General features: G+C 69.7%; 18 protein-coding genes and 2 pseudogenes. 3 read left to right on the plus strand and 17 right to left on the minus strand.

The window, feature by feature from the left end:
- Positions 1 to 2: 2 nt before the first annotated feature.
- The 6 genes from ACIBSW_RS12355 to ACIBSW_RS12380 form a co-directional block, all read right to left on the minus strand.
- A complete protein-coding gene (locus ACIBSW_RS12355) occupies positions 3 to 335 on the minus strand; it encodes an STAS domain-containing protein (protein ID WP_354717654.1) in 333 nt (110 codons plus the stop codon).
- The gene (locus ACIBSW_RS12360) at positions 332 to 844 is read right to left on the minus strand and encodes an ATP-binding protein (protein ID WP_354717652.1); all 513 of its coding nucleotides are present in this window, start codon (positions 842 to 844) and stop codon (positions 332 to 334) included. The genes ACIBSW_RS12355 and ACIBSW_RS12360 overlap by 4 nt, the downstream gene beginning before the upstream one ends.
- Positions 845 to 1,337: 493 nt before the next feature.
- The gene (locus tag ACIBSW_RS12365) at positions 1,338 to 1,886 is read right to left on the minus strand and encodes a DM13 domain-containing protein (RefSeq protein WP_354717651.1); all 549 of its coding nucleotides are present in this window, start codon (positions 1,884 to 1,886) and stop codon (positions 1,338 to 1,340) included.
- Between the two features lie 47 nt (positions 1,887 to 1,933).
- On the minus strand, positions 1,934 to 3,385 hold the full coding sequence (gene nhaA / locus ACIBSW_RS12370; protein WP_404799308.1) for a Na+/H+ antiporter NhaA: 1,452 nt from the start codon (positions 3,383 to 3,385) through the stop codon (positions 1,934 to 1,936).
- A 343-nt stretch (positions 3,386 to 3,728) separates the two neighbouring features.
- Positions 3,729 to 4,481: a DUF4142 domain-containing protein gene (locus ACIBSW_RS12375; protein WP_354717649.1), complete on the minus strand. Its 753-nt coding sequence runs from the start codon at positions 4,479 to 4,481 to the stop codon at positions 3,729 to 3,731.
- A gap of 222 nt (positions 4,482 to 4,703) precedes the next feature.
- The gene (locus ACIBSW_RS12380) at positions 4,704 to 5,078 is read right to left on the minus strand and encodes a DUF1330 domain-containing protein (RefSeq protein ID WP_354717647.1); all 375 of its coding nucleotides are present in this window, start codon (positions 5,076 to 5,078) and stop codon (positions 4,704 to 4,706) included.
- 894 nt (positions 5,079 to 5,972) lie between these two features.
- Between ACIBSW_RS12380 and ACIBSW_RS12385 the strand changes: the two genes are divergently transcribed.
- The gene (locus tag ACIBSW_RS12385; RefSeq protein ID WP_354717646.1) at positions 5,973 to 6,458 is read left to right on the plus strand and encodes a BON domain-containing protein; all 486 of its coding nucleotides are present in this window, start codon (positions 5,973 to 5,975) and stop codon (positions 6,456 to 6,458) included.
- Between the two features lie 21 nt (positions 6,459 to 6,479).
- On the opposite strand, the gene ACIBSW_RS12390 is transcribed toward ACIBSW_RS12385, so the two are convergent.
- The 5 genes from ACIBSW_RS12390 to ACIBSW_RS12410 form a co-directional block, all read right to left on the minus strand.
- Positions 6,480 to 7,697, minus strand: a complete 1,218-nt coding sequence (locus ACIBSW_RS12390) for a cation:proton antiporter (protein ID WP_354717906.1) — start codon at positions 7,695 to 7,697, stop codon at positions 6,480 to 6,482.
- Between the two features lie 1,309 nt (positions 7,698 to 9,006).
- A complete protein-coding gene (locus ACIBSW_RS12395) occupies positions 9,007 to 9,165 on the minus strand; it encodes a hypothetical protein (RefSeq protein ID WP_354717644.1) in 159 nt (52 codons plus the stop codon).
- Positions 9,166 to 9,827: 662 nt separating this feature from the next.
- Positions 9,828 to 10,352 carry a MarR family winged helix-turn-helix transcriptional regulator gene (locus ACIBSW_RS12400; RefSeq protein ID WP_354717642.1) on the minus strand — a complete coding sequence of 175 codons (525 nt, stop codon included), beginning with the start codon at positions 10,350 to 10,352 and terminating at the stop codon, positions 9,828 to 9,830.
- Positions 10,353 to 10,499: 147 nt separating this feature from the next.
- A complete protein-coding gene (locus tag ACIBSW_RS12405; protein WP_354717640.1) occupies positions 10,500 to 11,666 on the minus strand; it encodes an FAD-dependent monooxygenase in 1,167 nt (388 codons plus the stop codon).
- Between the two features lie 6 nt (positions 11,667 to 11,672).
- Positions 11,673 to 12,341 (minus strand): nitroreductase family deazaflavin-dependent oxidoreductase, encoded by a 669-nt coding sequence (locus tag ACIBSW_RS12410; protein ID WP_354717638.1) that lies wholly within the window; start codon positions 12,339 to 12,341, stop codon positions 11,673 to 11,675.
- Positions 12,342 to 12,631: 290 nt separating this feature from the next.
- Here ACIBSW_RS12410 and ACIBSW_RS12415 point away from each other — a divergent pair.
- Together ACIBSW_RS12415 and ACIBSW_RS12420 are read left to right on the plus strand one after the other, a co-directional pair.
- Positions 12,632 to 12,868, plus strand: a pseudogene (locus tag ACIBSW_RS12415) (ATP-binding protein); the annotation flags it as partial.
- A gap of 40 nt (positions 12,869 to 12,908) precedes the next feature.
- Positions 12,909 to 13,142 (plus strand): annotated as a pseudogene (locus ACIBSW_RS12420) (ATP-binding protein); the annotation flags it as partial.
- Positions 13,143 to 13,203: 61 nt separating this feature from the next.
- Here ACIBSW_RS12420 and ACIBSW_RS12425 read toward each other — a convergent pair.
- The 6 genes from ACIBSW_RS12425 to ACIBSW_RS12450 form a co-directional block, all read right to left on the minus strand.
- Complete coding sequence (locus tag ACIBSW_RS12425) at positions 13,204 to 16,467, minus strand: NACHT domain-containing protein (RefSeq protein ID WP_354717636.1); 3,264 nt, start codon at positions 16,465 to 16,467, stop codon at positions 13,204 to 13,206.
- Between the two features lie 145 nt (positions 16,468 to 16,612).
- Positions 16,613 to 17,170: a hypothetical protein gene (locus ACIBSW_RS12430; RefSeq protein ID WP_354717634.1), complete on the minus strand. Its 558-nt coding sequence runs from the start codon at positions 17,168 to 17,170 to the stop codon at positions 16,613 to 16,615.
- Between the two features lie 47 nt (positions 17,171 to 17,217).
- Entirely contained in the window at positions 17,218 to 17,574 is a 357-nt protein-coding gene (locus ACIBSW_RS12435; protein ID WP_354717632.1) for a BON domain-containing protein, read from the minus strand.
- 107 nt (positions 17,575 to 17,681) lie between these two features.
- Positions 17,682 to 18,266, minus strand: coding sequence for a GerMN domain-containing protein (locus ACIBSW_RS12440; protein ID WP_354717630.1), 585 nt, complete (start codon positions 18,264 to 18,266; stop codon positions 17,682 to 17,684).
- Entirely contained in the window at positions 18,263 to 19,600 is a 1,338-nt protein-coding gene (locus tag ACIBSW_RS12445) for a HAMP domain-containing sensor histidine kinase (RefSeq protein ID WP_354717628.1), read from the minus strand. Before ACIBSW_RS12445 ends, ACIBSW_RS12440 begins: the two co-directional genes overlap by 4 nt.
- Positions 19,597 to 20,271 (minus strand): response regulator transcription factor, encoded by a 675-nt coding sequence (locus ACIBSW_RS12450; protein ID WP_354717626.1) that lies wholly within the window; start codon positions 20,269 to 20,271, stop codon positions 19,597 to 19,599. The genes ACIBSW_RS12445 and ACIBSW_RS12450 overlap by 4 nt, the downstream gene beginning before the upstream one ends.
- Between the last annotated feature and the right edge of the window lie 134 nt (positions 20,272 to 20,405).

A 20,405-nucleotide genomic window follows, 5' to 3' on the forward strand; every position in this document is an offset into this window, starting at 1 on the left:
TGTCAGGGCTGCACCGAATGCGGATCGGTGAGGGTGTCGAGAACGCCGGTGATCTGCAGGACGCGGCGTACCTGCGCGCCCGGGTTGATCACCGCGAATGTGCGATCGGTGCTCTGAGCGCTGTTGCGGGCGGCGACAAAGGCGCTGATGACGGTGGAGTCGATGAACCCGACCCCGGCGATGTCCACGGTGACGGCCTCGGCGGTGTGCAACGCCTTCTGCAGGATGTCGTGCAGTGTCCCGGCCCCCCTCATGTCGATCTCGCCGATCAGTGTGATGATCGTGTGGCCGTCGTGTGCGCCGGTCTCGTAGTGCCAGGCCAGATCCGGATTCATGTGCCCTCGCTCGGGGACGGGCCGGCGACGGCATCGGTCGACGCCGGGGACGACGACACGGCCGGCGACGCCGTCACGCAGACGCTGACCGATGCGGTGACGCCGTCGGGGCGTTGGGTCAGCATGAGAGATCCGGTGAGTTGGTGCGCCAGCCACAGGCCACGCCCGCCGGGCCGGTCGGTCGGTGACAACCGCACCGGCAGCCCACCGGCCGGGCCGCCGCAATCGACGATCTCGCACGTCAGGACATCGGCCAGCAGGCGCAGGTCGAGCGTGCCCTTGCCGCCGCCGTGACGCACCGCGTTGGTGACCAGCTCGTGCACCGCAAGGACGAAGTCTTCAGCGAGCCCATCGGACAGCCCGGCCGTGCTCACCGCAGCGCTCACTGCACCCCGCAGCGAGGTGACGCTCGCCTCCGCGAACCGCTGATGTAGCAGCACGCCCTGACCCGCGCCCGCCGGGCCAGGCCTCGTCGGGTCGCCCTCGCCGAGCCGAGAACCGTGCGTCATGCGGTTATACGCTACTCGGCTCGCCGTGTCCGCAACTCTTGCGCAACGGCAACCGCGTGGTCGGGCGGCCGGTATGAAGTCCAGTCCATCAGGGTCCAGAGCGTCGTGGCGCGGCTCGGGGGGTCAGGCGCTCAAATTCGCAGGCCTCGCTTGCCGGCAGCGTACGAGGACGTGCGGTTCGAACGACCAGTCTGCAGCGCCTCGCGGTGGTCGCAGTATGTGAGGAAGACAGCGTCGAGGTCTGCGGCGGCCAACGTCCGACCTCAGCCTGCGGCTGGCCGCCGCGGCGTTCTTCCCGGTCGCTCTCAGCGGCTGCGAGATGCCCGAAGCCTTCGGCGGCGCAGACGGCCAGTCGGGGGTACGGGCGACGCCGCGGCGGCTGGTCATGGCAGGTTGCTTTCCCTGCTTGCGCGTGTCCTGGCACAGGGGCACGAGCCGGTCGCCGATGCATTCTGAGGGCGTGTCCGTCGTCTTGAGTTGCCGTCGCGGTCGATCACGTTCGGCCCAGGGCGGCTGCGCCGAAGGACACGGAGAAGCGTTTGCACCAGATGCTGACGCTGCGAAAGTCGCTCGGGTCGATGCCGGCATGGAGCCGGTACACCTGGTCACCATGGTTGCCCTTGAGTCGTCCCAGTTCGGCGTGTTCGCCGTCGTCGAAGACCCGCCAGCCGTCGGCGCCGGGACGCACCGGCTGGTCGGACAGCCATACCCTCAGGTCGGGTCCGTCGCTGGTGTCCAAGCCGACCAGCTCCAGCTGATGGCTGCCGTCCGCATTGCGCACCACCCGGGCGGTACCGGTGGTGGCGTGCTCGTGGGTCACGAAGGCCCCCTCCGCGACCACCACCGCGGCCGGCAGGTGCTGCTGCGGCGAGGGAGCCGATGCGTGCGGAGCCGCGGACGCGACGCTGGACAGCGAGTCCGTCACGGTCGTGTCGGTGACCAGCCGCCAGGGCTGGAACCAGTAGAGGGCCCCGGCGCTGCCGAGGCCGAGTAGGGCTATGGCGATCCAGGTGGCGGGCTTGGCGAGCAATCTGCGGATCACGGCTTCGAGTCAACTCGAGGACTGCCACGCACGCCAGGCAAGAGCGCTTACGAACTCCTTACGGCGGACAGTCGGCGCGGGCCGAGCGAGGACGGGCCGCATCGAAGCCGGCCACGCCACCCGTCGGGTTCGCCGGTTCCGGCGGCTGGGTCGGCATCGACAAACTGGCGAGGCGAGGCGGCTTCGGTGCGGGTGTCGGTGTGATACTGGTAGACGTCTGGGATGTCGTCGCGGTTGGCGTCGGTGTTCTCGGCGTCGTGGATGTGGCGATAGGTGCGGTTCCGCAGCCGCAGGATGATCGCGGCGAGCAGGGTGGCGGTCAGGGATCCGGCGAGCACGGCGATTTTGGCGTGGCCGTCGCGGTCGCTGCCGAGGCCGAAGGCCAGCTCCCCGATCAGCAGCGACACCGTGAACCCGATGCCGGCGAGCACGGCAAGGCCGACCAGATCGATCCAGGCGAACCCGGAGTCCATCTTCGCCCGGGTGAACCGGGTGACCAGCCAGGTCGCGCCGACGATACCGATCGGCTTGCCGAGGATCAGGCCCGCCATGATGCCGACCGCGACGGGATCGGTGAACGCGGCACCCAGCCCACTGATTCCACCGACGGCCACGCCGGCCGACATCAACGCGAAGACCGGCACGGCGACGCCGGCAGAGATCGGCCGGAAGCGATGCTCGAAATGCTCGGCCAGGCCGGGGCCGGCCTCCGGGCCACCGGCCGCACGGCTGCGGAGCACCGGTACGGCGAAACCGAGCAGCACACCCGCGACGGTGGCGTGGACGCCGGAGGCGTGCATCAGGGCCCAGGTCGCGAAGGCCAGGGGCAGCAGGAGCCACCAGGAACGCACCCGCCGCTGCACCAGGACCGTGAACACGGCCAGTGCGAGCAGCGCGCCCAGCAGCGGCAGGACGGACAGATCCGCGGTGTAGAAGACGGCGATGATGACGATCGCCAGCAGGTCGTCGACCACCGCGAGTGTCAACAGGAACGTGCGCATGGCGTGCGGCAGGTGGCGGCCTATCACCGCCAGCACGGCCAGGGCGAACGCGATGTCGGTGGCGGTCGGGATCGCCCACCCCCTGCCCTGACCGGAGCCGAGGTTGATCACGGCGTAGATCACCGCGGGGATCATGACTCCACCGATCGCCGCGGCGATCGGCACCGCCGCGCGGCGCGGATCACGCAGGTCGCCGGCGACGAACTCGCGTTTCAGTTCCAGGCCGGCGACGAAGAAGAAGATCGCCAGCAGGCCGTCGGCCGCCCATTTCTCCACGGGGAGGTTCAGGTGCAGCGATTCCGGGCCGAACGTGAACCCGCGAAGCGCCTCGTACCCGTCCGTCCACGGCGAGTTCGCCCAGACCAGGGCGACTACGGCGCCGGCGAGTAGCAGAATCCCGCCGATGGTCTCTTTACGGAGGATGTCGCCGATCCGCCGGGCCTCGGGCCAGGAACCACGGCCGAACAGTTGCGGGCCGCGCGGCGGTGACACCGTCATATGTGCTCCAGTTTCCGGGGTCGGGTCGGACGTTGCCGACCAGACTTCCCGGCGCACCTGCAGCAGACTCTACCGGCGGCGGCCTGGGTTACCCACCGTGCGAGGCCGAACGTGACCGGACCAACGTCGCGCCCGCGTTCGGATCACCGTCGCGGGCGGGCACCGGACCGGAGATGGCATGACTCGTGTCGCGTTCCCGCAGCTCAGGGAGCAGCCTCGACGGGTATCCCGATTCGTCGGCGCCGTGACTTCACGGGTGACACAACAGCCACGCCGACCCACTCTGAAGATCAGGTTGCGCTTCACGGCCAGGCGCAAGCAGGCGACGGCAGTACGGCCTAGATCAGGGCTCGTAGTAGCGGCCTCGTTGTCGCCGGTGCGGCCGCCGGGAACCCTGCATGAGGCTCCGGCAGGCGAAGACCGTTGCGGCCACGCTCGCGAGCGCGACCACGACGATGGTGAGCACCGGTGCGCCGCCCACCGACAACGACGTGGCGGAGCTCGCCGCCGACTTGACCTGTGCGCCGCTCGTGGCGGCTGCCGGCGGTGGCGCGGTCGGCAGCGCGGCGAAGTCGACGATGCCGCTGCTCTCCAGCAGGGTCATGTGCGTCATGACGAACTGGTTGGTGCGCTGGGCGAGTTTGCGCACCGTGTCGTTGCGGGTGCTGGCGCGGATCGTGGCGATGGCCGGGAAGATCTTGCCGTGTGCCGCCCGCAGCCGGGCGATGTACACCCGGTCGAAGTCGGCACCCTGCGCCTCGCGCATCTCGGCGAGCCAGGCCTGCTGGTCTGCGTTGGGCTTGTTCGGCAGGGTGACGTCCAGCTTCTTCGCCGCGTCACGGACGAGCTTGTCGAGCGCGACGTGCTGATCGGCGATGTCGCGCCCGATGGACTGGACCCGGGGATCGTCCGACTTCTCCTGGGCCATCTCACCCGCGGGAATCTCCCACAGTCCGGCGAGGCGGACCTTCACCGCGAAATCGCGGTCCGCCTCGGAGATGGTGCCCTTCCCGCGGTCGGTCAACAGCCCGCTCGGTGGCACCGGTACGCCGGGTTCGGCGCGTGCCGCCTGCGGGTCGAGCAGGATCAGGGCCACGGCGAGAAGCGCCCCACCCGATATGCGGCGACGCCACCGCAACCTTCGATCGACGCCGAGCACGTCAACCTCCAGCCATGATCTTGTACGGTCCCTGGTGGACAGGGATACGGGGCGCGGCCCGCCTTGGATCAACACAAGACGGATTTGTGGAGGTGCCGACCAGGCGGCACCGAAACACGCGCTCGCGCACTGATGTCAGCCTCGAGCGATTCGACCGGGTCAGGGACGGCGACCCCATGGACGCGTCGGCTGGAGTACCGCCTCGCTCAGGGCGCTCCGGCGCAGGTGGGCGATCTGCTGGTATCGCGGATCGGTGACCATCTGGCCGAACGCGTACCGGCTCGGATACCGCACCAGCAGCACGGCGTCCCACTGCTGGCCCAGTTCGGCGACGAGCGCGCTCGCGCCGTCACCCGCATAGATCACCTCAACCCCGTAGCGCGGGGCGACCGTGTCGTTGAATTCCTTGGCGTACTGCCGGTAGAGAGCGCGGCCGCCCTCGGCGAACCGGAGCAGGTTGAGCATCACCACCGGGCTGTCCGGCTCATCGGCGAGGAACGCGGTGAGGAAATCACCGTCGGGTTCGATGGCCATGAGTTTCCCCTTCTCGGCATCGGTATGGACGTTCCGGCTCGGTCGATCGCCACGGTAGAGAATATTGCACTCATAGTGCAATCGCTGGTACGCGTGGGGAACCGCGCCGGGCACGCCGACACCGGGCTGTGGCGTGTGCCGATCTTCGCTGTGCGGTCAGTTCTTGGCGGCGCCCAAGCACCGACGGCACATGATGCAGGCTGAAGACGGCCGGCAGCACGGCCTGCTGAGCCGCCGCAGCGTGGTGTCATCGTTGCGGGGAACGTGAGGCACCCGCAGCTCTTGAGCCCGGGCGCCCAGGTCGGCGACCCCTTCGCCCATCAGCTGGAACACCGCCGGGCAGCCCATGATCATCCGCTTCCGTGTTCGCCCGAGCCCGTGGGTCGATGCGGACGCACCGTCTCCCCAGACCGGCTCATCCGCCGTCCATTCGTCACCGGCGGGACGGTGCCGCGAGTTCCGGTCACGGCGAGCGTCGGCCGACCGTCACGGGCTCGTGCGGCAACCGTCACACCGGTGACCAGCACGTCCGGATGGAAGCGGCGAACTGTCATGGCATTGACATTGAACGGGGGTCGAACCGCCACTCCGGCGGACCACACTCTCTCCGAGACCCATGAGTGAGGTCGTGTATCCGCACCAGGTGGTGGTGTACCGGTTCGAGCGCCGCCACCTGGGGTGCGGTCAGCTTGCGCCGTTCCGCGACGCACCCTGCTGCCGGGATCGTCATGAAAGCGTCATGCGGCCGCGGGACAACTTCCACGAACCGCGGCGACGCTGAACGCGACCGACGGATGTGCGTTCAGCGAGTTACGGAGTGACATCGTGTGGCCTCTGCCCCCCAACGACGGGTCGTGGATCAGCCGGCGGGCACGGCCGGCCGGCAGTCCCGACGTGCGGCTCACCTACCTGGTCATCGAACGGATCCTCGACGATCCCCGGCTCGATGGTGCGTGCATCACCGTCGAGGTGCAATACGGGGTCGTGAGCCTGATCGGCACCGTAGGCTCCCTCGACGCCCGGATCGCCGCGGCGGAACTGGCCCGCTCCACGCCGGGTGTGGCCGACATCTGCAACCGGCTCGAACTCGCCCGCTCCGCCGACATCACGACCGCGATGGAAGATCTGCGGCCGGACCCCTTCGATGAACTGGTCGCGCAGTGGGACGACAGCCAGGAACACCTGCCGCCGCGGTACGGCCGGTGCCTCAAGACCCGGCTGCTGGGCGCGGCCGCATCACTGTTCCTGCTCGCCGCGGCGTTGCTGTGGATCCTGCTGCTGCCACGATTCGGCGGCGCCGCATTGCTCATCATCGTGCCGTGTGTGGCCTTTGCGGGGCTGCTGGCTCTGTTGGCCCGGCCCTCGACCGACGGCAGTTAGCGACGGCGCGACGACACCGGGTCAGGCGTCGTCGTCCTGGCCTTCGGCTACCCGTCCACCGCGACGGCTGGCGCCCACCGTCCGGCGGACGACGCCGTACCAGCCGGGGACGTCGGCCTGCTCGTCGAAGGCCCGGGCGACCACCACGTCGGTCGACGAGTGCAGCAGGATCGACAAGACGATGGTCACCGCGACCAGGTGGAAGATGTCACCCGCGGCGATGATCCCGGATTCCAGCACGAGTAGCCCGTACACGACGGAGGCGAAGCCCTTCGGGCCGAACCACATCGCCGCCGCCTGCTCGCGCATGCCGAGACCCGAGCCCCAGAACGACACCCAGAGCGCGACCGGACGTGCCACGAAGATCGCGAGGATCGCGAACACCCACCCGGCCCAGGAGATCTCGCCGAGGAACGCCGGGGAGATCAGCGCGCCGAACACCAGCAGCGCGGCCAGCTTGAACAGCTCGGCGATGTTCTCCCCGAAATGTTCGAAGGCGGCACGCTGCCGGGGCCCGAAGGTCGCCACCGTGATGCCGGCGGCGAACGCCGCCAGAAACAGGTTCGCGTGTGTGGCGTACCCGACCGCCAGCACCAGCAGACCGATCGCGAACCCGTTGAGCGGCTCGTATGCCGGTGACGCGGAGAAGAACCGGCTGCGTTCCAGCAGGATCGCCGCCACGGGGATGAGCACGCCGATCGCCAGGCCCAGCGACACCTCCAGGGCGAGTTCGCCCAGGTGCAGGTCGTCGGAGCCGGCCGCCACGGCCAGGAAGACGATGACGAACGGCAACGCCAGCCCGTCGTTGACGCCGGACTCCACGTTGAGCAGATGCCGCAGCCGCGCCGGCACCTTGTCGTTGCCGACCAGCGCGGAGGCGAACACCGGGTCGGTCGGCGCCAGGATCGCCCCGATCAGCAGCGACTCCGCCCAGCCCAGCCCGGCCACGTAGTGCGCGGCGACCGCGGTCACCAGCAGAGTCAGCGGCAGGCCCCACCCGAGCGCCCGCCCTGGTAGCCGCCACGCCGAGCGCAGGTCGGCCCACCCGACCCGCATGCCGTCGGTGAACAGCACGGTGAACAGCGCCAGCTCCGCCAGAGTCCCGACGATCCGCGAGTCGGCGTCGACCTCCAGCACACCGGTCACGTCGGGGCCGAGCAGGAAACCGGCGGCGAGGAACAGGACCGCGGTGGACAGGATCGTACGTCCGGCTAGAGCGGACACGAGGACCGCCAGCATGAGGACACAGGCGAAGGCCAGCAGCAGCAACGAGATCTCCGGTAGGTGGGCACAGCGAACTTATTGCCGACCAGACTTCCCGGCGCACCTGGCCGTCACCGTACCGGATCGATGCACCGACCAGGCTGCCGTACCCGCCTGCCGTTCAGTCCGGCCCGCGATCACAGACGAGTGTCACGCGATCGACATGGATTCGAGCGAGGATCGTCACCTGCCGGCATGACACTGAGCGGCGAGCTGAACCCTCCTTGCGTCCGTGTGGGGGTTGTCCGCTGCCGGCTACCCCCACACGGACGCGCCCCGTCCCGCACCTGCGATGTCGCCGAGCACGCGCATCGTGCAGTTGCCGCGGCAGATCAAGACCGTGCGCCCACCGGACGCCCTGCAGCATGACCACCGGATCCATCATCAGCAGGGATCACCACGATCAGGTCGACACGGCTCGATGGTCAGGCCCGCCGGGGGCCTGGGGTGATCACCAGCGTGGCCGCCGTGTGCAGTTCGCCGGGCGGCACCGGGGTCGGACGAGCCCACCACGCCCGACGCCTCAGCCTCGAACTCCGACCATCGCCCAGAATGGCGGGCCGCTGTGCTGGTCACGGCCGTGACGACGGCGTGTTGTCCGGCCTGGCCCGGTCGAATCTCGTTGCGGGCGCCGGCGTTTGGCCTCTTGGCAGCGTCGAGCAGGGCGTGCTTTCGGTGGGGGCGGCGAGGGCGAACGCTCCCGGCTCGGATCGTAGCGGGGTCTCTGGTCGCCGTGCTGCCGCATCGGCACGGCACCGCGCCCGATCGACGATGTCGTCATCCAACTTTCATGCCATCCGGCAAACTTCTGCCACACCGATCGATGACCCCCAGCATCATGCGAGCCCTGCCGTCCTGGACGCAATGCGGCGCTACCGACGTGAGACTGACTCGAAATCGACCGTGGCCCGACGCGCGGCAGCATCCCGCGTCGAGGCCGTGTTGTTGGGCTGAGGGCGAGGACCAGTGCGATGGCGCCGGTCGTGGCACTGATCAAGGCGGGGCGACCACCAGTGAAGTCGATGGTGGCGGAGTCGGACAGGCCGGGTCGACGCCGGCCAAGATCGAGACGAGATCGCGTCGGGGATCAGCGCGGGGCGACGACCACGCCGGCGAGAAAACCTCGGCGTGGGCCTGGTCAGCCGGGGGTGGTCTGGACGGCGGTGAAGAGGATGTCGAACGCCCGGCTGCCAGGGCCAGCGTTCGGGTAGGTGCAGGTGGATGGTGTGGGCGCGGTGGGCGATGACAGGGGTCGGCCCGTGGTCGTGCCGTCTTTCCCGACCTGTTACCGGCCGCGGGTGTAAGAGGGGCCTTGCGCGCTCATGACGATAGCGACGACCAGCATCGCCGTCCCGCCGAGAGTCATCCAGACTTCCGCGTTGGCAAGCCCCACGGCCGTGACGATCAATCCGACGAGGGCCAGAACCGCAAGAAAATGGCGCATGATTCACTCCCTTCCATAACGGTACTGCTTCCAAAAAGCTGCTGCGCCGTGATGGCGATGCCGGCACGAAGCGGTGACAGATTGATGACGAAGCCCGGCCGCTGCTATTCCTAGCGGTGCCGCCAGGATGATGCCGTTCCCCGGCGAAGGGCCTCGTAACCAACGACAGCCCCGAAATTCCAGAACGGCGAGTTTCGACGACCTCCCGGCCCAACATGTGGGCCAATAGTTCCGCGCCGATCCGGACCCTCGCTGCCACCACCTCCGGTTCGATGTCCAGACCACGTCGCGCTGCTGACCGGCACCGTGGCCCCCGCGCCGTCGCCGACTCCGCACTTCGCCTGGCCCGGACCACCGGACGGGGTCCGCGACGTCTGCGACGTGTTGCGGCTGTTGCGGAACCGCACCGGAAAGTCGTCCCTGTTGCGCCGCAACTGATGCGGTTCATCCCGCCCAGCGCCATGACCTCGGTACGCCGAGGAACTCAGCCGCGCGGGCTTGGACCATCATGGCGACCGGAGCGCCGACACCTGTGTCGACATGGCGCTCTTCGCGGTTCGCGAAGAGCACGCGACTGGGACGCGGCGTCAGGCCACTGGTGCTGCGGAGCGTTGTCGGGTCATAGGAGGGAGGATGGCTGACACTGCCCTCCACGCCGGCGATCAGATTGCAGAGTCGTCGTCGTTGTCGGCGAAGCCGAGCCACCAGTCCTGCTCAGCGGCCTCGCCGGCGGCCTCGGCAAATGCATGCAGCGCCGCAGTGACGGCCGGTGGCCAGTGTTCGGCGGTCGCCGCCACGATGGCGACGAGTTCGTCCCGGCGCCGGCCGGTCACCTCGTCGACCAGGGATCGGCCGGCTGGTGTCAGAGCGAGCCGCACGACCCGGCGGTCGGTGGGCGTGCGCGTCCGGCGGGCTAGACCCTTGCGGACCAGTCGCTCACACATGCGCGTGCCGGTCGAGGGGGTCACCTTCAGTTCGGCTGAGATGTCGGCGGGCCGCTGCGGGCCCCGCGTCGCCAGCACGACCAGGGCCCGGAACTGCGGGAGTGTTACCTCGACGTCTACGGCCGCGAGCGATCGCGCGGTGATTCCGACGAAGGCACGACTCGCCGCCATCAGGGCGGCGACAGTGCGGCGCGGGTCGTCCGCGGCGCCCGTTGGCATAGGCACATCGTTGCGTGCGGCCATCCAGGACTCCGGCGAGTCTGAGGCTTCCCGCATGCCGTCCGCATTCACGTGCACTAATCGACCTTTCGCGGCGTGTGACTCGTACTTCACGCGTGCCTGACCTGCGTCGAGGCGAACGTACCGTTCAATGCCAGTGTCACGGCGCGGTCAACCGGCGATGATGTGGCTCGGCTTCCCGGCGACGGACCGGATGATCATCCGGTCTACCAGCGGCAGGCGGGCGAGGCGGAGCGCGGTCCGGCGGACGGCCCGCTGCCGTGCCGAGGCCGGGACGAACCAGCGGGCGGCGTCGCGTCCAGCTCGTTGTCTCTGTTCGGCGAGCGGGCGGACGGCCGCCTCGTAGCGGCGCAGCCCGTCGGCGAGCGGTTGCCCGTCGGTGATGCTCCGGGCGAGAACGTACGCTCCCGCGATCGCCATGGAGGCCCCCTGGCCGGCGAGCAGGGAGACCGCGCAGGCGGCGTCGCCGAGCAGGACCACCCGGCCGCGATGCCACCCCGGCATCACGACCTGGGCGACCTGGTCGTAGTACAGCCGGTGCGCCGGCGGGCAGGAATCCAGGGCACGTGGCACGACCCAGCCGAGGGTGGCGTACTGGCGGCGCAGCGCCGCCGGTGGGTCGGCCGGTAGCTCCAGGTGCGGTGCCCGGTGCGCGGCGAACGTCGCGACCCGCCCGTCGCGGAGCCGGTACATGCCGAGTTGCCGGTGCACACTGTCGGTGAGGCAGAACTGGTCGCCGAGCACGCCTGCGAGGGCGTCGTCGGTGAACGTGTACGCGGCGGTGTGGTAGCCGAGGAAGCGCAGGAACTCGCTGTCGGGCCCGAAGGTGAACTTGCGGACCACCGAGTGGATGCCGTCGGCACCGACGAGCAGGTCGGCGGCGACGGTGGTGCCGTCGGTGAGGGCGCAGCGGACGACGTCCGGTTCCTGATGGACGGCGGCGATGCTGGTTCCGTATCGCACCTCGACGCGTCCGGTAACGGTCTCGCGCAGCGCCTGTTCCAGATCGGGGCGCATGATGCTGACGAGTCGGCCGTGCAGGGCGCGGGCGAGTGTGTCGTACCTGAGGGTGGCCCGCTGCCGGCCCCGGTCGTCGCGGTAGGACACCGCGCTGATGAGGTAGCCGAGCTCGTGGATGCGCTCGCGCAGCCCCATCGCCTCGGCCGCGTCGTAGCCGGGCCCGAAGAAGTCCATCATGAATCCCTCTTCGCGAGGCCCCATCGCCTTTTCCACCAGCAGCACCTGGCAACCGAGGCGGTCCAGGCGCTGGGCCAGGGCGAGGCCCGCGATCCCGCAACCGCAGATGACGACGAACATCGCCGGTCACGCCGGCCCGGTGCCCGCGCGACCGCTGCCGGTGGGCACGAGGCGCAGGAACGGCAGGGTTCGCCCGACGGCGGCGTAGTCGGGATCGGAAGGGCCCGGCCCGGGGGCGAGCATCCGGACGAGGCGGCGTGCGGTGCGGGGATGACGTGCGGCGTAGGCAGTCATGATCTCGGACCCGGCACTCCCGGGGATCTGTTCGACGCGGACCGGTGTGCGGTGCAGGCCCAGCACCATGTGGGTATCCGGCCGCGTGAGCAGATTGCGGTACCAGTCCGCTCCAGGCCCGAAGCCCGACGCGACCGTGACCGCACCCGTGCTCCGGTCCCGCTCGACCACCTCGAGGACGACCCGGTACCGGGCGCCGGATCGCCGGCCGAGGTGTTCCACGAGCACCAGGCGGTCGCCGAACAGCCAGCCGAGCCGGGCCCGGTAGGCGAGCGCCGGGATGCGGAAGAACCACCGCAGCCAGCGCGTGGTCCTGGGATTGCGACGCGGGCGGCCCGGCGCGGAGTGCTCGGCGCGGTGCGTGAGGCCGTCGACCACCGCGATGAGCGACCGGTTGATCCAGTCGAAGTTCGGGATCGCCACCTGCTCGCAGCGAGCATGCAGCTTCGCCGGCGGCACAGACTCGTCGACGTGCGGAATGCCTGGTCCGTAGCTGACCACGATTTGCCTCCCCGAGGCGCGGGCCAGCCGTCATGACAGCCAGCTCGGTAAGTAATTGCTCACTACGATTATTGCACACTGCACTGTTTTGCCAAACAGGACCGATCGAGCCTTTCGGCATGAACACTTGTGCCGCCCGCCTCAACTGCGGCGGCGAGCAGGATGAACACGGGACAATAGGGCTAAACGGACTCACTGGGTGGGGGAACATCCATGTGGTGCGCCCGGAACTGGCGGGATGGGCTGACGCCGGCGAGGGCGGCGAAAGCGGCTTCCTGGAGGTACGGAGAATGCGCTGCAGCGTCGCCGGGCCGAGGAACTCAAGGTGGAACTGGCCCGTACCAAGGACGACGCCGTCGCCGACATCCGCCCACGGCCGACACGAAACCTGGGCCCTCACCGTCGATCAGCCCCGCCGGGTGTCCCTCAACGGCGACGAACACCGGCTCCACCAGGTCGTCGACAACCTGCTCTCCAATGCGGTGAAGTACACCCCCGCAGGAGGCGCCGTCACCGTGTCGGCGAGCGCCGACACCGACAACATCGACTGGATGTGTCACCGATACCGGCATCGGTATCCCAGCCTCCGAACGCCCACAGCTTTTCCAACGCTTCTACCGCGCCCCCGCCGCCCGAGCCAGCAACATCCCCGGCACCGGACTCGGCCTCGCCATCACCCGCACCATCATCGAACGCCACCACGGCCACATCACCCTCGCCGACCGCCCAGGCCTGGGCACCACCTTCCACATCCGCCTTCCCACTGAACAACCACCAGCAACATCGACAGAAGTACGCTGACCGTAGGGCAAGTCCCGGCCGTACCCTGCGCGACGAGCGGTGGTCTATGCACGGGCCGATCTCACCCCGCGGTGATCAGTAGCACGTCGCTCTTCGCGGCACCGGTGGTCCGCGTCCACAGGACCGTGACGCCTTCGGCGATCGTTCGGCATGCCTCCGCGACCTGGGGCATCTGCCGGCTCTCGGCCTCGACCGCGACGGTCAGGGCACACAGCCGAGCGAGCCCGGCGCTGGTCCGGGTGGGCCGCTGGCTGCGCGTGACGATCGGTTCCGCTGTCCGTGCCAACAACAGACCCAGCAACCGCAACGCCGGAGCATCGCCACATTCCAGTTGATCCCGGACGGTGCCCAGGGCCTCGGCCAATGATCGCAGGTCGAGCGCCGCAGGTTTGCGCGACAGCGGCAGCGCGGCCGCCACGAAGGCTTCCACCGGCGAGAAGACCTCGAACGCCGAATTCACCGTGATCGCCAGGGCCGCGGCAAGCACGGCCGACGCCGCATCGCCCAGCACCGAGCTGACCGACCGGTGGCAGTCACGCTCGATGCCCCACCCGCCGATGTGCCGGCTCGAACCCCATTGACCGGCGAAGACTCCGCTATCGATGAAGCGATCCAGGATCTGCTCGTCGGTACCGATCCGCGGGCCTGGGCTGCGACCGTGTGCGTGTGCCCGCCGGATCGCGGCGCCCTCGGCCTTGCGCATACTACGGAACGCATCGCGCGCCCGCTTGACGACCGAGGCGGTCTCGAAGTCGAGCCGGTCGTCGAGGCAGTCATGCAGATCGGCGAAGGCGGTACGGGTAGTCGGCCGCGAGCCCAGCGTGGCCTCCAACAAGGCCAGATCGGCAGCAGTGAGGCTGCCCTGGAACCGTCGGAGCGCTTCCTGGATCCGCTCGGCGTCCGGGTCGCGGCTCACCGCAGTGTGTGCCTTCAGGGTCCGGGTGAGGCAGCGCGCGTACGCCCGGGCAGCGCCACGAGGAACCAGGTACTCCTCGCTGTAATTCGGCCGGTCGTCGTCCTCCCCCGGCAGGTCTAGGCCGGCGATCGCCCGGCACAGTCCGCGTGCGTGTAACCGGGTCAGCTCGCTCAACAGCTGGTTGAGCAATTCGCCGTCGTCTGTGAGCCGGGTGCGCATCTGCTCGGTCGAGATCCGCAACGGTTCCGGCTCTCCGCCGATGGTCCAGCGCTGTAGTTCGGTGTCGTCGGCTGTGGCCGTTCCCCAGAAGCGGTGTTCGCCGCTGTGGTGGGCGAGTGCCGCACCGCCGAAACCCGCGTGCAGCGCCTGCACGTCCGCGGCGGTGCTCAGCTCGTACCGAATGCCGGTCGAACCGCCGAGGCCGTTGAGCCAGGTCACGAACGCGACGGCGTCGTCCGGCCAGATCCCGGTGGCCGTCGACGCGGAGTCGGGTGCGTCCCATCCGCCGTCCGGCGGTGGCCGGCCGGTGTCCTCGACGAACAGCCGGTAGATCCGTTGTGGGACCGGACGTGCGCCGACCCGGTGGCCGTCGGCGGTCGGCAGCAGCGGCCCGACGCCTTGCTGGAGCAGCATCCTGATGATCGCACCACGGTGGTGGGGGTCGGCGTCGCGCTGCAGTGCCCCCGCCATGGCGTCGGCCAGTCGCCGGCGCAGTACGGGGTCCAGACCGGTGCTGCCGGACACGCATTCCATGGCCAGGCTCAGCGCGTCCGTGCCGCCGTCGTCGAGGCAGGCACGCACCACCGTGTCGGCTTCGGCGCTCGACGCGTACAGCACCTGGGTTTCGCGCCACCAGCCGTCGCCGATCGTGCCGGCCAGGACCGGCCGCAGGTCATGCTCGGCGATGTGGCGGGCTGCCAGGTACTCCTGGAAGCTGCGGTGCGCGAAGGCGTAATGGCCGCGACGGGTCTCCACCAGCAGCCCGTTGGCGCTGACGTCGGTGACGAATCGCTGCGCGGTGCTCTGGTCGGCGCCGCCCAGGGCCGACCGGATCACCGGCACGATCTGAGCGGCCGGTTGCTCGTTGGTGCGGGCCTGCATCATGGCGTACGCCAGTGCCGCCAGCACCCGCTGCTTCGTCTCTGCTGGCAGGTCGGTGCCCCAGCGGTGCGAGTTCGACCGCCGGGTGAGCACGCCGGAGCACACGTCGGCGTACAGCATCGCCCGGCTGTCCGGCAGCGATCCGCCTGCCCGATGGGCCAGCACGATCATCGTCAGCAGCAACGGGTTGGCGGTGAACTCGGCCAGTTCCGGCCGGGTGCGCAGGCGGGCGAGCAGATCCCCGGCCGCGGCCTGGGCCGTGCCCGCACCGGGCGGCAGCGCCTGATACATGGCCGAGACGAAGTCCTGGACCTGAGTGTCGGTGAGGTTTCGCGCCTCCAGCGTGGTCGCCGACCGGATCGGCCTCGTCGCGTAGTCATGCGGCCGGGACGTGATGAGGTAGTCGTTGTCCGGGTACTGCGTGATCTGATCGATGATCCAGTCCCGGATCAGCTCGTCGTCGGTCGGGGACGGCACCTCGTCCAGACCGTCGAGCAGGACGACGCAGTCGCCGCGCTCCAGGCGGCGGCGTAACCAGCTCTGCGGCTCCTGCTGGGCCAGGTCTCCCAGGCCTAGCCGCCAGATCCGCCATAGCGGTGCCCGGCGATCGGCCACGATGTCCTGCGCGTAGCGGCGCAGTTCCAGCAGCACGGGAATCCGGCGGCGATGGCGGCGCCGCCGCGAGCCGGCCAGGGTGCGGGCGATGTGCCGCAACAGGGTGCTCTTGCCCGTGCCCGGCCCGCCCACCAGCGCCAGCACCGCCGGCCTGGGTTGCTCGATGAACTCCCAGACGGACCGGCGATTCGGCTCCTGCGCGGCCTCGGCGTACAGCACCCCGGGCGCCACGTCGCGGACCGGTCGGGGCGCCACCCCGACGTCGATGAACACCGCGTCCATCTCGACCGGGACCTCCGGAGGGCTCACCAGCCCGCGCAGGTCGATGTTGCGGGTCGCCGCCTGGACAAACGCACGATGGCGGGCGGCGAATCGCAGCGAACGATGGCGGGCCGGCCCGTCCTCGGCGTCCAGGGACGGACGTCCCCGGACCCACCAGGTCGCCAGCAACGGCAACAGCACCAGGGCGACGGCCACCGGGGCCAACTCGCCCTGAACGATGCCGGCGATCAGCGCCCGATCCTGCTTGTCCGAAACGGCATGAATACGGCTGATGAACCACACCGTCGCGGCGACGACGACAGCGGCCGCACCCAGCGCCGTGACATCGCGGCGGCTGGGTTTCATGGGGCAAGTCTGCCGAAACGCCTGACCACATGCCACGCCCGCAAGTGTGGACCTGGGCTCGTTCAAGCATTCCCGAGATCTCTGACACGTGAGCTTCGTCCTGCTCGGTCGCCGCGCTCCGGGTCGCACGCTCCGACAGCATGCCAATGTCGTTGCGCGAGGGCTTCGGCGCATCGACCCACCGGCACCCGTCTGTCCGCCAGTGACCGGGTCAGCTCTCGGTCTGCCGGACCGGCACGGTCAGCCGGTCCGCATGGGCAACATCCACGTAGAAGCCCCCGGTGGACAGCCCGACTCGGAAGGGCAGAGCCATGCCGGGTCCGGCACCGGCGACGCGGACCGTCGTCTCGATCACCTGCCCAACGGCTGGATGTTGGTGGACCTCCTGGATGGTCTTCAGGTCGGGACCGAGTTCGCGGCCTGTGTGGCCGGTGACATGGTCCAGAACGATGCGCAGCGTCGTCCGGCTGTCCTCGTCCGCCTCGGATCCGCTGTTAGCCACGAAGTAGCCGGGTCGCTGACCCGCGTACGTGGCCGTCAGGCGGTCGAACCCGTCGTGATCTTCGACCGTGACGCTGGTCAGCCGCGCGAGATGGGTGGTATCGGCAGCACCCACACCTCGGCGTGGAGTCACTTGCCATTCCGGTCCGCTCACGTCCCCATCGCCGGGTTCCACCGGGTCCAGGCGCCCGGCACAGCCGACCAGCAGGACCAGGGTCAGCGCCGCCGCAGCCGCGAAATAGGCCATCCACGTGATCCGCCGCCTCATGGCGCGACCGTAGGTCGCCGCCACGGCGGAAACCGCACAGACATGTCTCAGTTCCGTGACTGTCGTCCCTCGCCTGTTCGCAACGCCAGGGCGTCGCACACGTCTGCCACGCCGGCAACCGACCAGGCCTGCGCCACGGCCGCCGTGTGGGTCGCTTGCGTGTCGACCTCGCCGTCGAGGATCACCACGCCGTTCTGCACGCTGAGGTCGATGTAGCCGCCGGTCAATGCCGGGTCATCGAGCAGCGCTTCGGCGACGGCGATCAGGAGCCCCTGGTCACGGCTCAGCCCCGGCGACGTCTGCACCGGGCCCGGCGGGTTCAGGTCGTGGCGGGCGTGACCCGTCCGCCGCTGCCCCGCGTACGCTGGGCCGTTGAACCAGTCGGTGTACCACCAGAAAATCATGCCAACTCCCGCCTTGGGTGAGCCGCGTCAATCCCCACGGTGGCCTGTCCGTGTGGCAGGTCGTGCGCGGCGGGATGACAATGTGATGACCACGTCGTGGTGCCGGATCATGACGGTGCGACGAGACTCGCGTAGTCACCGGCGCGCAGCGGCCCGCGCGACAATGACCCGTCCGCTCGGGGCACCTGCAGCACCTCGCCCTCGCGGGTGAAGACGACGGAGTCGACGTCCGCCCGGGCCGTCAAGGTGCAGACGATCTGGCCGTACGCGATCGTCTCATCGCTGCGGGCGTTTCCTTCGTCCGTCTCGGCGATTTCCACCTGGGCCTGCGTGCTGCCGGCGGGAACGGCCACCCGGATCGCCGTCGTGGCGAGCGCGGTGGTCAGCCCGTTGCCGCGCTCGGCCTCGGTGGGCCCGGCGACGAGATGCTCCGCCTGACGCTGGGCGGTGGGTGGCACGTTCACCCGGCGTACCGTCTGCACGAGCTGGGTGTCGCGGACCAGGCAGAGTACCTCCGCTGCCTCGCCAGGTGGATCCGTGGCCGCGGCCCCGGCAGCGGCGCTGGTCAGCGCGCGCCGGGGCAGATCCACCTGGTGCGGCTCGCTGTCGGCCGGTAGGCCGCAGGACGTGATCAGCGTCGCGGTCACCAGTCCGGTGGTGAAGCGGCCGACGAGCCGGGTCAGCGATGTCATGGGAACTCCATCCGGAACCGGGCGCCGCCGCCGGGGCGGTCGGCGACGCTGACCGTGCCGCCGTGGGCGGCGGTGTGCCGGGCCACGATCGACAGGCCGAGTCCGGTGCCGTCGCCATCGCCGCGGGCGTTCGCGGCAGGGCCGCGTACGAATCGGTCGAAGATCGACGCGCGGTTCTCCTCGGCGACGCCCGGGCCTTCGTCGTCCACCTCGATGACATACCGGTCATCGGTACGGGCGAGGCGCACCGTGACCGGTCCCCCGCCGTAGCGCACGGCGTTGTCGAGGAGATTGCCCAGAGCCTGCTCCACCCGTCGGCGGTCCACCGGCCAGACCGTCGGTGTGGCCGGCGCCAACTCCAGCAGGTCCTCCGGCAGGCCCCGGGCGTGGCAGGCCCGCGCGACGAGTTCGCGCATCTCGGTCGGTTCGCGGTGCGCCGGGCGGTCGCTGCGGGCCAGCTCCAGCAGGTCGTTGACCAGGTCCTGGAAGCGGCCGACTTCGTCGCTGATCAGGCCGATCGCCGCGGCGGCCTTCGGGTCGAGGCCGTCGCGGCGCCGGTCGAGGACGCTGACCGCCGCCGACAGCGTCTGTAGCGGCGAGCGCAGTTCGTGACTGACGTCCGCGGCGAACCGGCGGTCGCGTTCGACGCGGCGGGCGAGCTGGTCCGCCATGTGGTTGAACGAGACGGACAACGTTGCCAGGTCCGGCTCGGTGTCGGGGTCGAGGTGAGTCTTGAGATCCCCGTCGGCGATCTTGCGGGCGGCGTCCGCGACGGCGGTGAGCGGGCGCAGCGCGTAGCGGGTGACGTACCACCCGACCGCCGCGCCGCCGCCCGCCACCATGACCGCCACGGAGGTCAGCACGAGAGCAAGCAACTGGAGGGTGCGTTCCAGTTCCGACAGCGCGACCACCTCGTAGAAGACGCCGGAGGACAGCGGGATCCCTACGACCAGCGCAGCGTGCCCGTCGAGGCGGATGCGTTGGGCGCCGGCGTCGCCCCGCGCGGTCATCTCCTGCAGGGCCGCGGGTACGGCGGATCCCGCCGAGGGGTCCGCACCGCGGGAATACCACTGCCCGTCACGATGCAGCAGCACGTACCGGTCAGCGCCGGTGTCCAGCGAGCGCAGAGTCTCCCCGATGTCGGACGAGTTCTGTGGCAGGCCCGCGTGGACCACAGCCGCGTCGAAGTACGTCGCGCGTACGGCGGTCCGCTCGCGCTCCCGGATCAGGGTGCTGCGGGCGAGCTCATAGGAGACCATCGACGCGCACGCGGACAGCAGCAGCGCACCGATGGCGAAGGCCGCGCTGACCCGCGTCCGCAGCCCTACCCTCATCGCTGCAGCTTGTAACCGAGGCCCCGCACGGTGACCAGGTGCCGCGGCGTGCCCGGACTGTCCTCGATCTTGTGCCGGAGCCGGCCGACGTGCACGTCCACGAGGCGTTCGTCGCCGATCTCGTACCCCCACACCCGCTGCAGCAGCTGTTGCCGCGACAACAGCTGGCCGGGATGCTCCGCAAGCTCGCACAGCAGGCGGAACTCCGTCCGGGTCACCGCCACGGGGTCGCCGTGCAGGCGGACCTCGCCGGCATCCGGCAGAATCTCCAGATCACCGAAGGCCACCACCGTCAGCGCTGCCGCCGCGGGACGAGCCCGGCGCCGCAACGCCCGCAAGCGGGCGGCCAGTTCCTTGACCGCGACCGGCTTGACGATGTAATCGTCGGCGCCCGCCTCCAGCCCGGCGACGATGTCGTGGGTGTCGTCGCGGGCACTGACCACGATCACCGGCACGTCGTCGTCACGGCGCAGCTCCCGGATGCACTCGAAACCGTCCATGCCCGGCAGCATCAGGTCGACCAGCACGGTGTCCGCCGGCTTGCTGCGCTGCAAAGCCAGACCTTCCTCGGCCGTCGCCACAGCTCGCGTCGTGTACCCCTCGTCCTCGAGCGCCATGGTCAGCGACAGCCGGATCCGGTCGTCGTCCTCGATCAGCAGTACCGAACTCATACCCCGCATGATGCCCCGGCTCCGCCCCGGGGACACGCCACCCGCCACCGCCGGCAACTTTGTCACCCGACTGTCATATGTCCGGGCAGGTCCCGCCGCATCGACTGGGCACGCTCGGAGGAAGCTCGGACGAC

It is taken from the genome of Actinoplanes sp. NPDC049668 (genome assembly GCF_044465445.1).
In the GTDB taxonomy this organism is placed as follows: Bacteria; Actinomycetota; Actinomycetes; order Mycobacteriales; family Micromonosporaceae; genus Actinoplanes.

Coding starts and splice junctions, on each gene's coding strand:
- ACIBSW_RS12450 (WP_354717626.1), bottom strand. CDS start 20,271: ATGAGTTCGGTACTGCTGATCGAGGACGACGACCGGATCCGGCTGTCG.
- ACIBSW_RS12395 (WP_354717644.1), bottom strand. CDS start 9,165: ATGCGCCATTTTCTTGCGGTTCTGGCCCTCGTCGGATTGATCGTCACG.
- ACIBSW_RS12400 (WP_354717642.1), bottom strand. CDS start 10,352: ATGGCCGCACGCAACGATGTGCCTATGCCAACGGGCGCCGCGGACGAC.
- ACIBSW_RS12405 (WP_354717640.1), bottom strand. CDS start 11,666: ATGTTCGTCGTCATCTGCGGTTGCGGGATCGCGGGCCTCGCCCTGGCC.
- ACIBSW_RS12435 (WP_354717632.1), bottom strand. CDS start 17,574: ATGATTTTCTGGTGGTACACCGACTGGTTCAACGGCCCAGCGTACGCG.
- ACIBSW_RS12360 (WP_354717652.1), bottom strand. CDS start 844: ATGACGCACGGTTCTCGGCTCGGCGAGGGCGACCCGACGAGGCCTGGC.
- ACIBSW_RS12355 (WP_354717654.1), bottom strand. CDS start 335: ATGAATCCGGATCTGGCCTGGCACTACGAGACCGGCGCACACGACGGC.
- ACIBSW_RS12380 (WP_354717647.1), bottom strand. CDS start 5,078: ATGGCCATCGAACCCGACGGTGATTTCCTCACCGCGTTCCTCGCCGAT.
- ACIBSW_RS12440 (WP_354717630.1), bottom strand. CDS start 18,266: ATGACATCGCTGACCCGGCTCGTCGGCCGCTTCACCACCGGACTGGTG.
- ACIBSW_RS12430 (WP_354717634.1), bottom strand. CDS start 17,170: ATGAGGCGGCGGATCACGTGGATGGCCTATTTCGCGGCTGCGGCGGCG.
- ACIBSW_RS12390 (WP_354717906.1), bottom strand. CDS start 7,697: ATGCTGGCGGTCCTCGTGTCCGCTCTAGCCGGACGTACGATCCTGTCC.
- ACIBSW_RS12445 (WP_354717628.1), bottom strand. CDS start 19,600: ATGAGGGTAGGGCTGCGGACGCGGGTCAGCGCGGCCTTCGCCATCGGT.
- nhaA (WP_404799308.1), bottom strand. CDS start 3,385: ATGACGGTGTCACCGCCGCGCGGCCCGCAACTGTTCGGCCGTGGTTCC.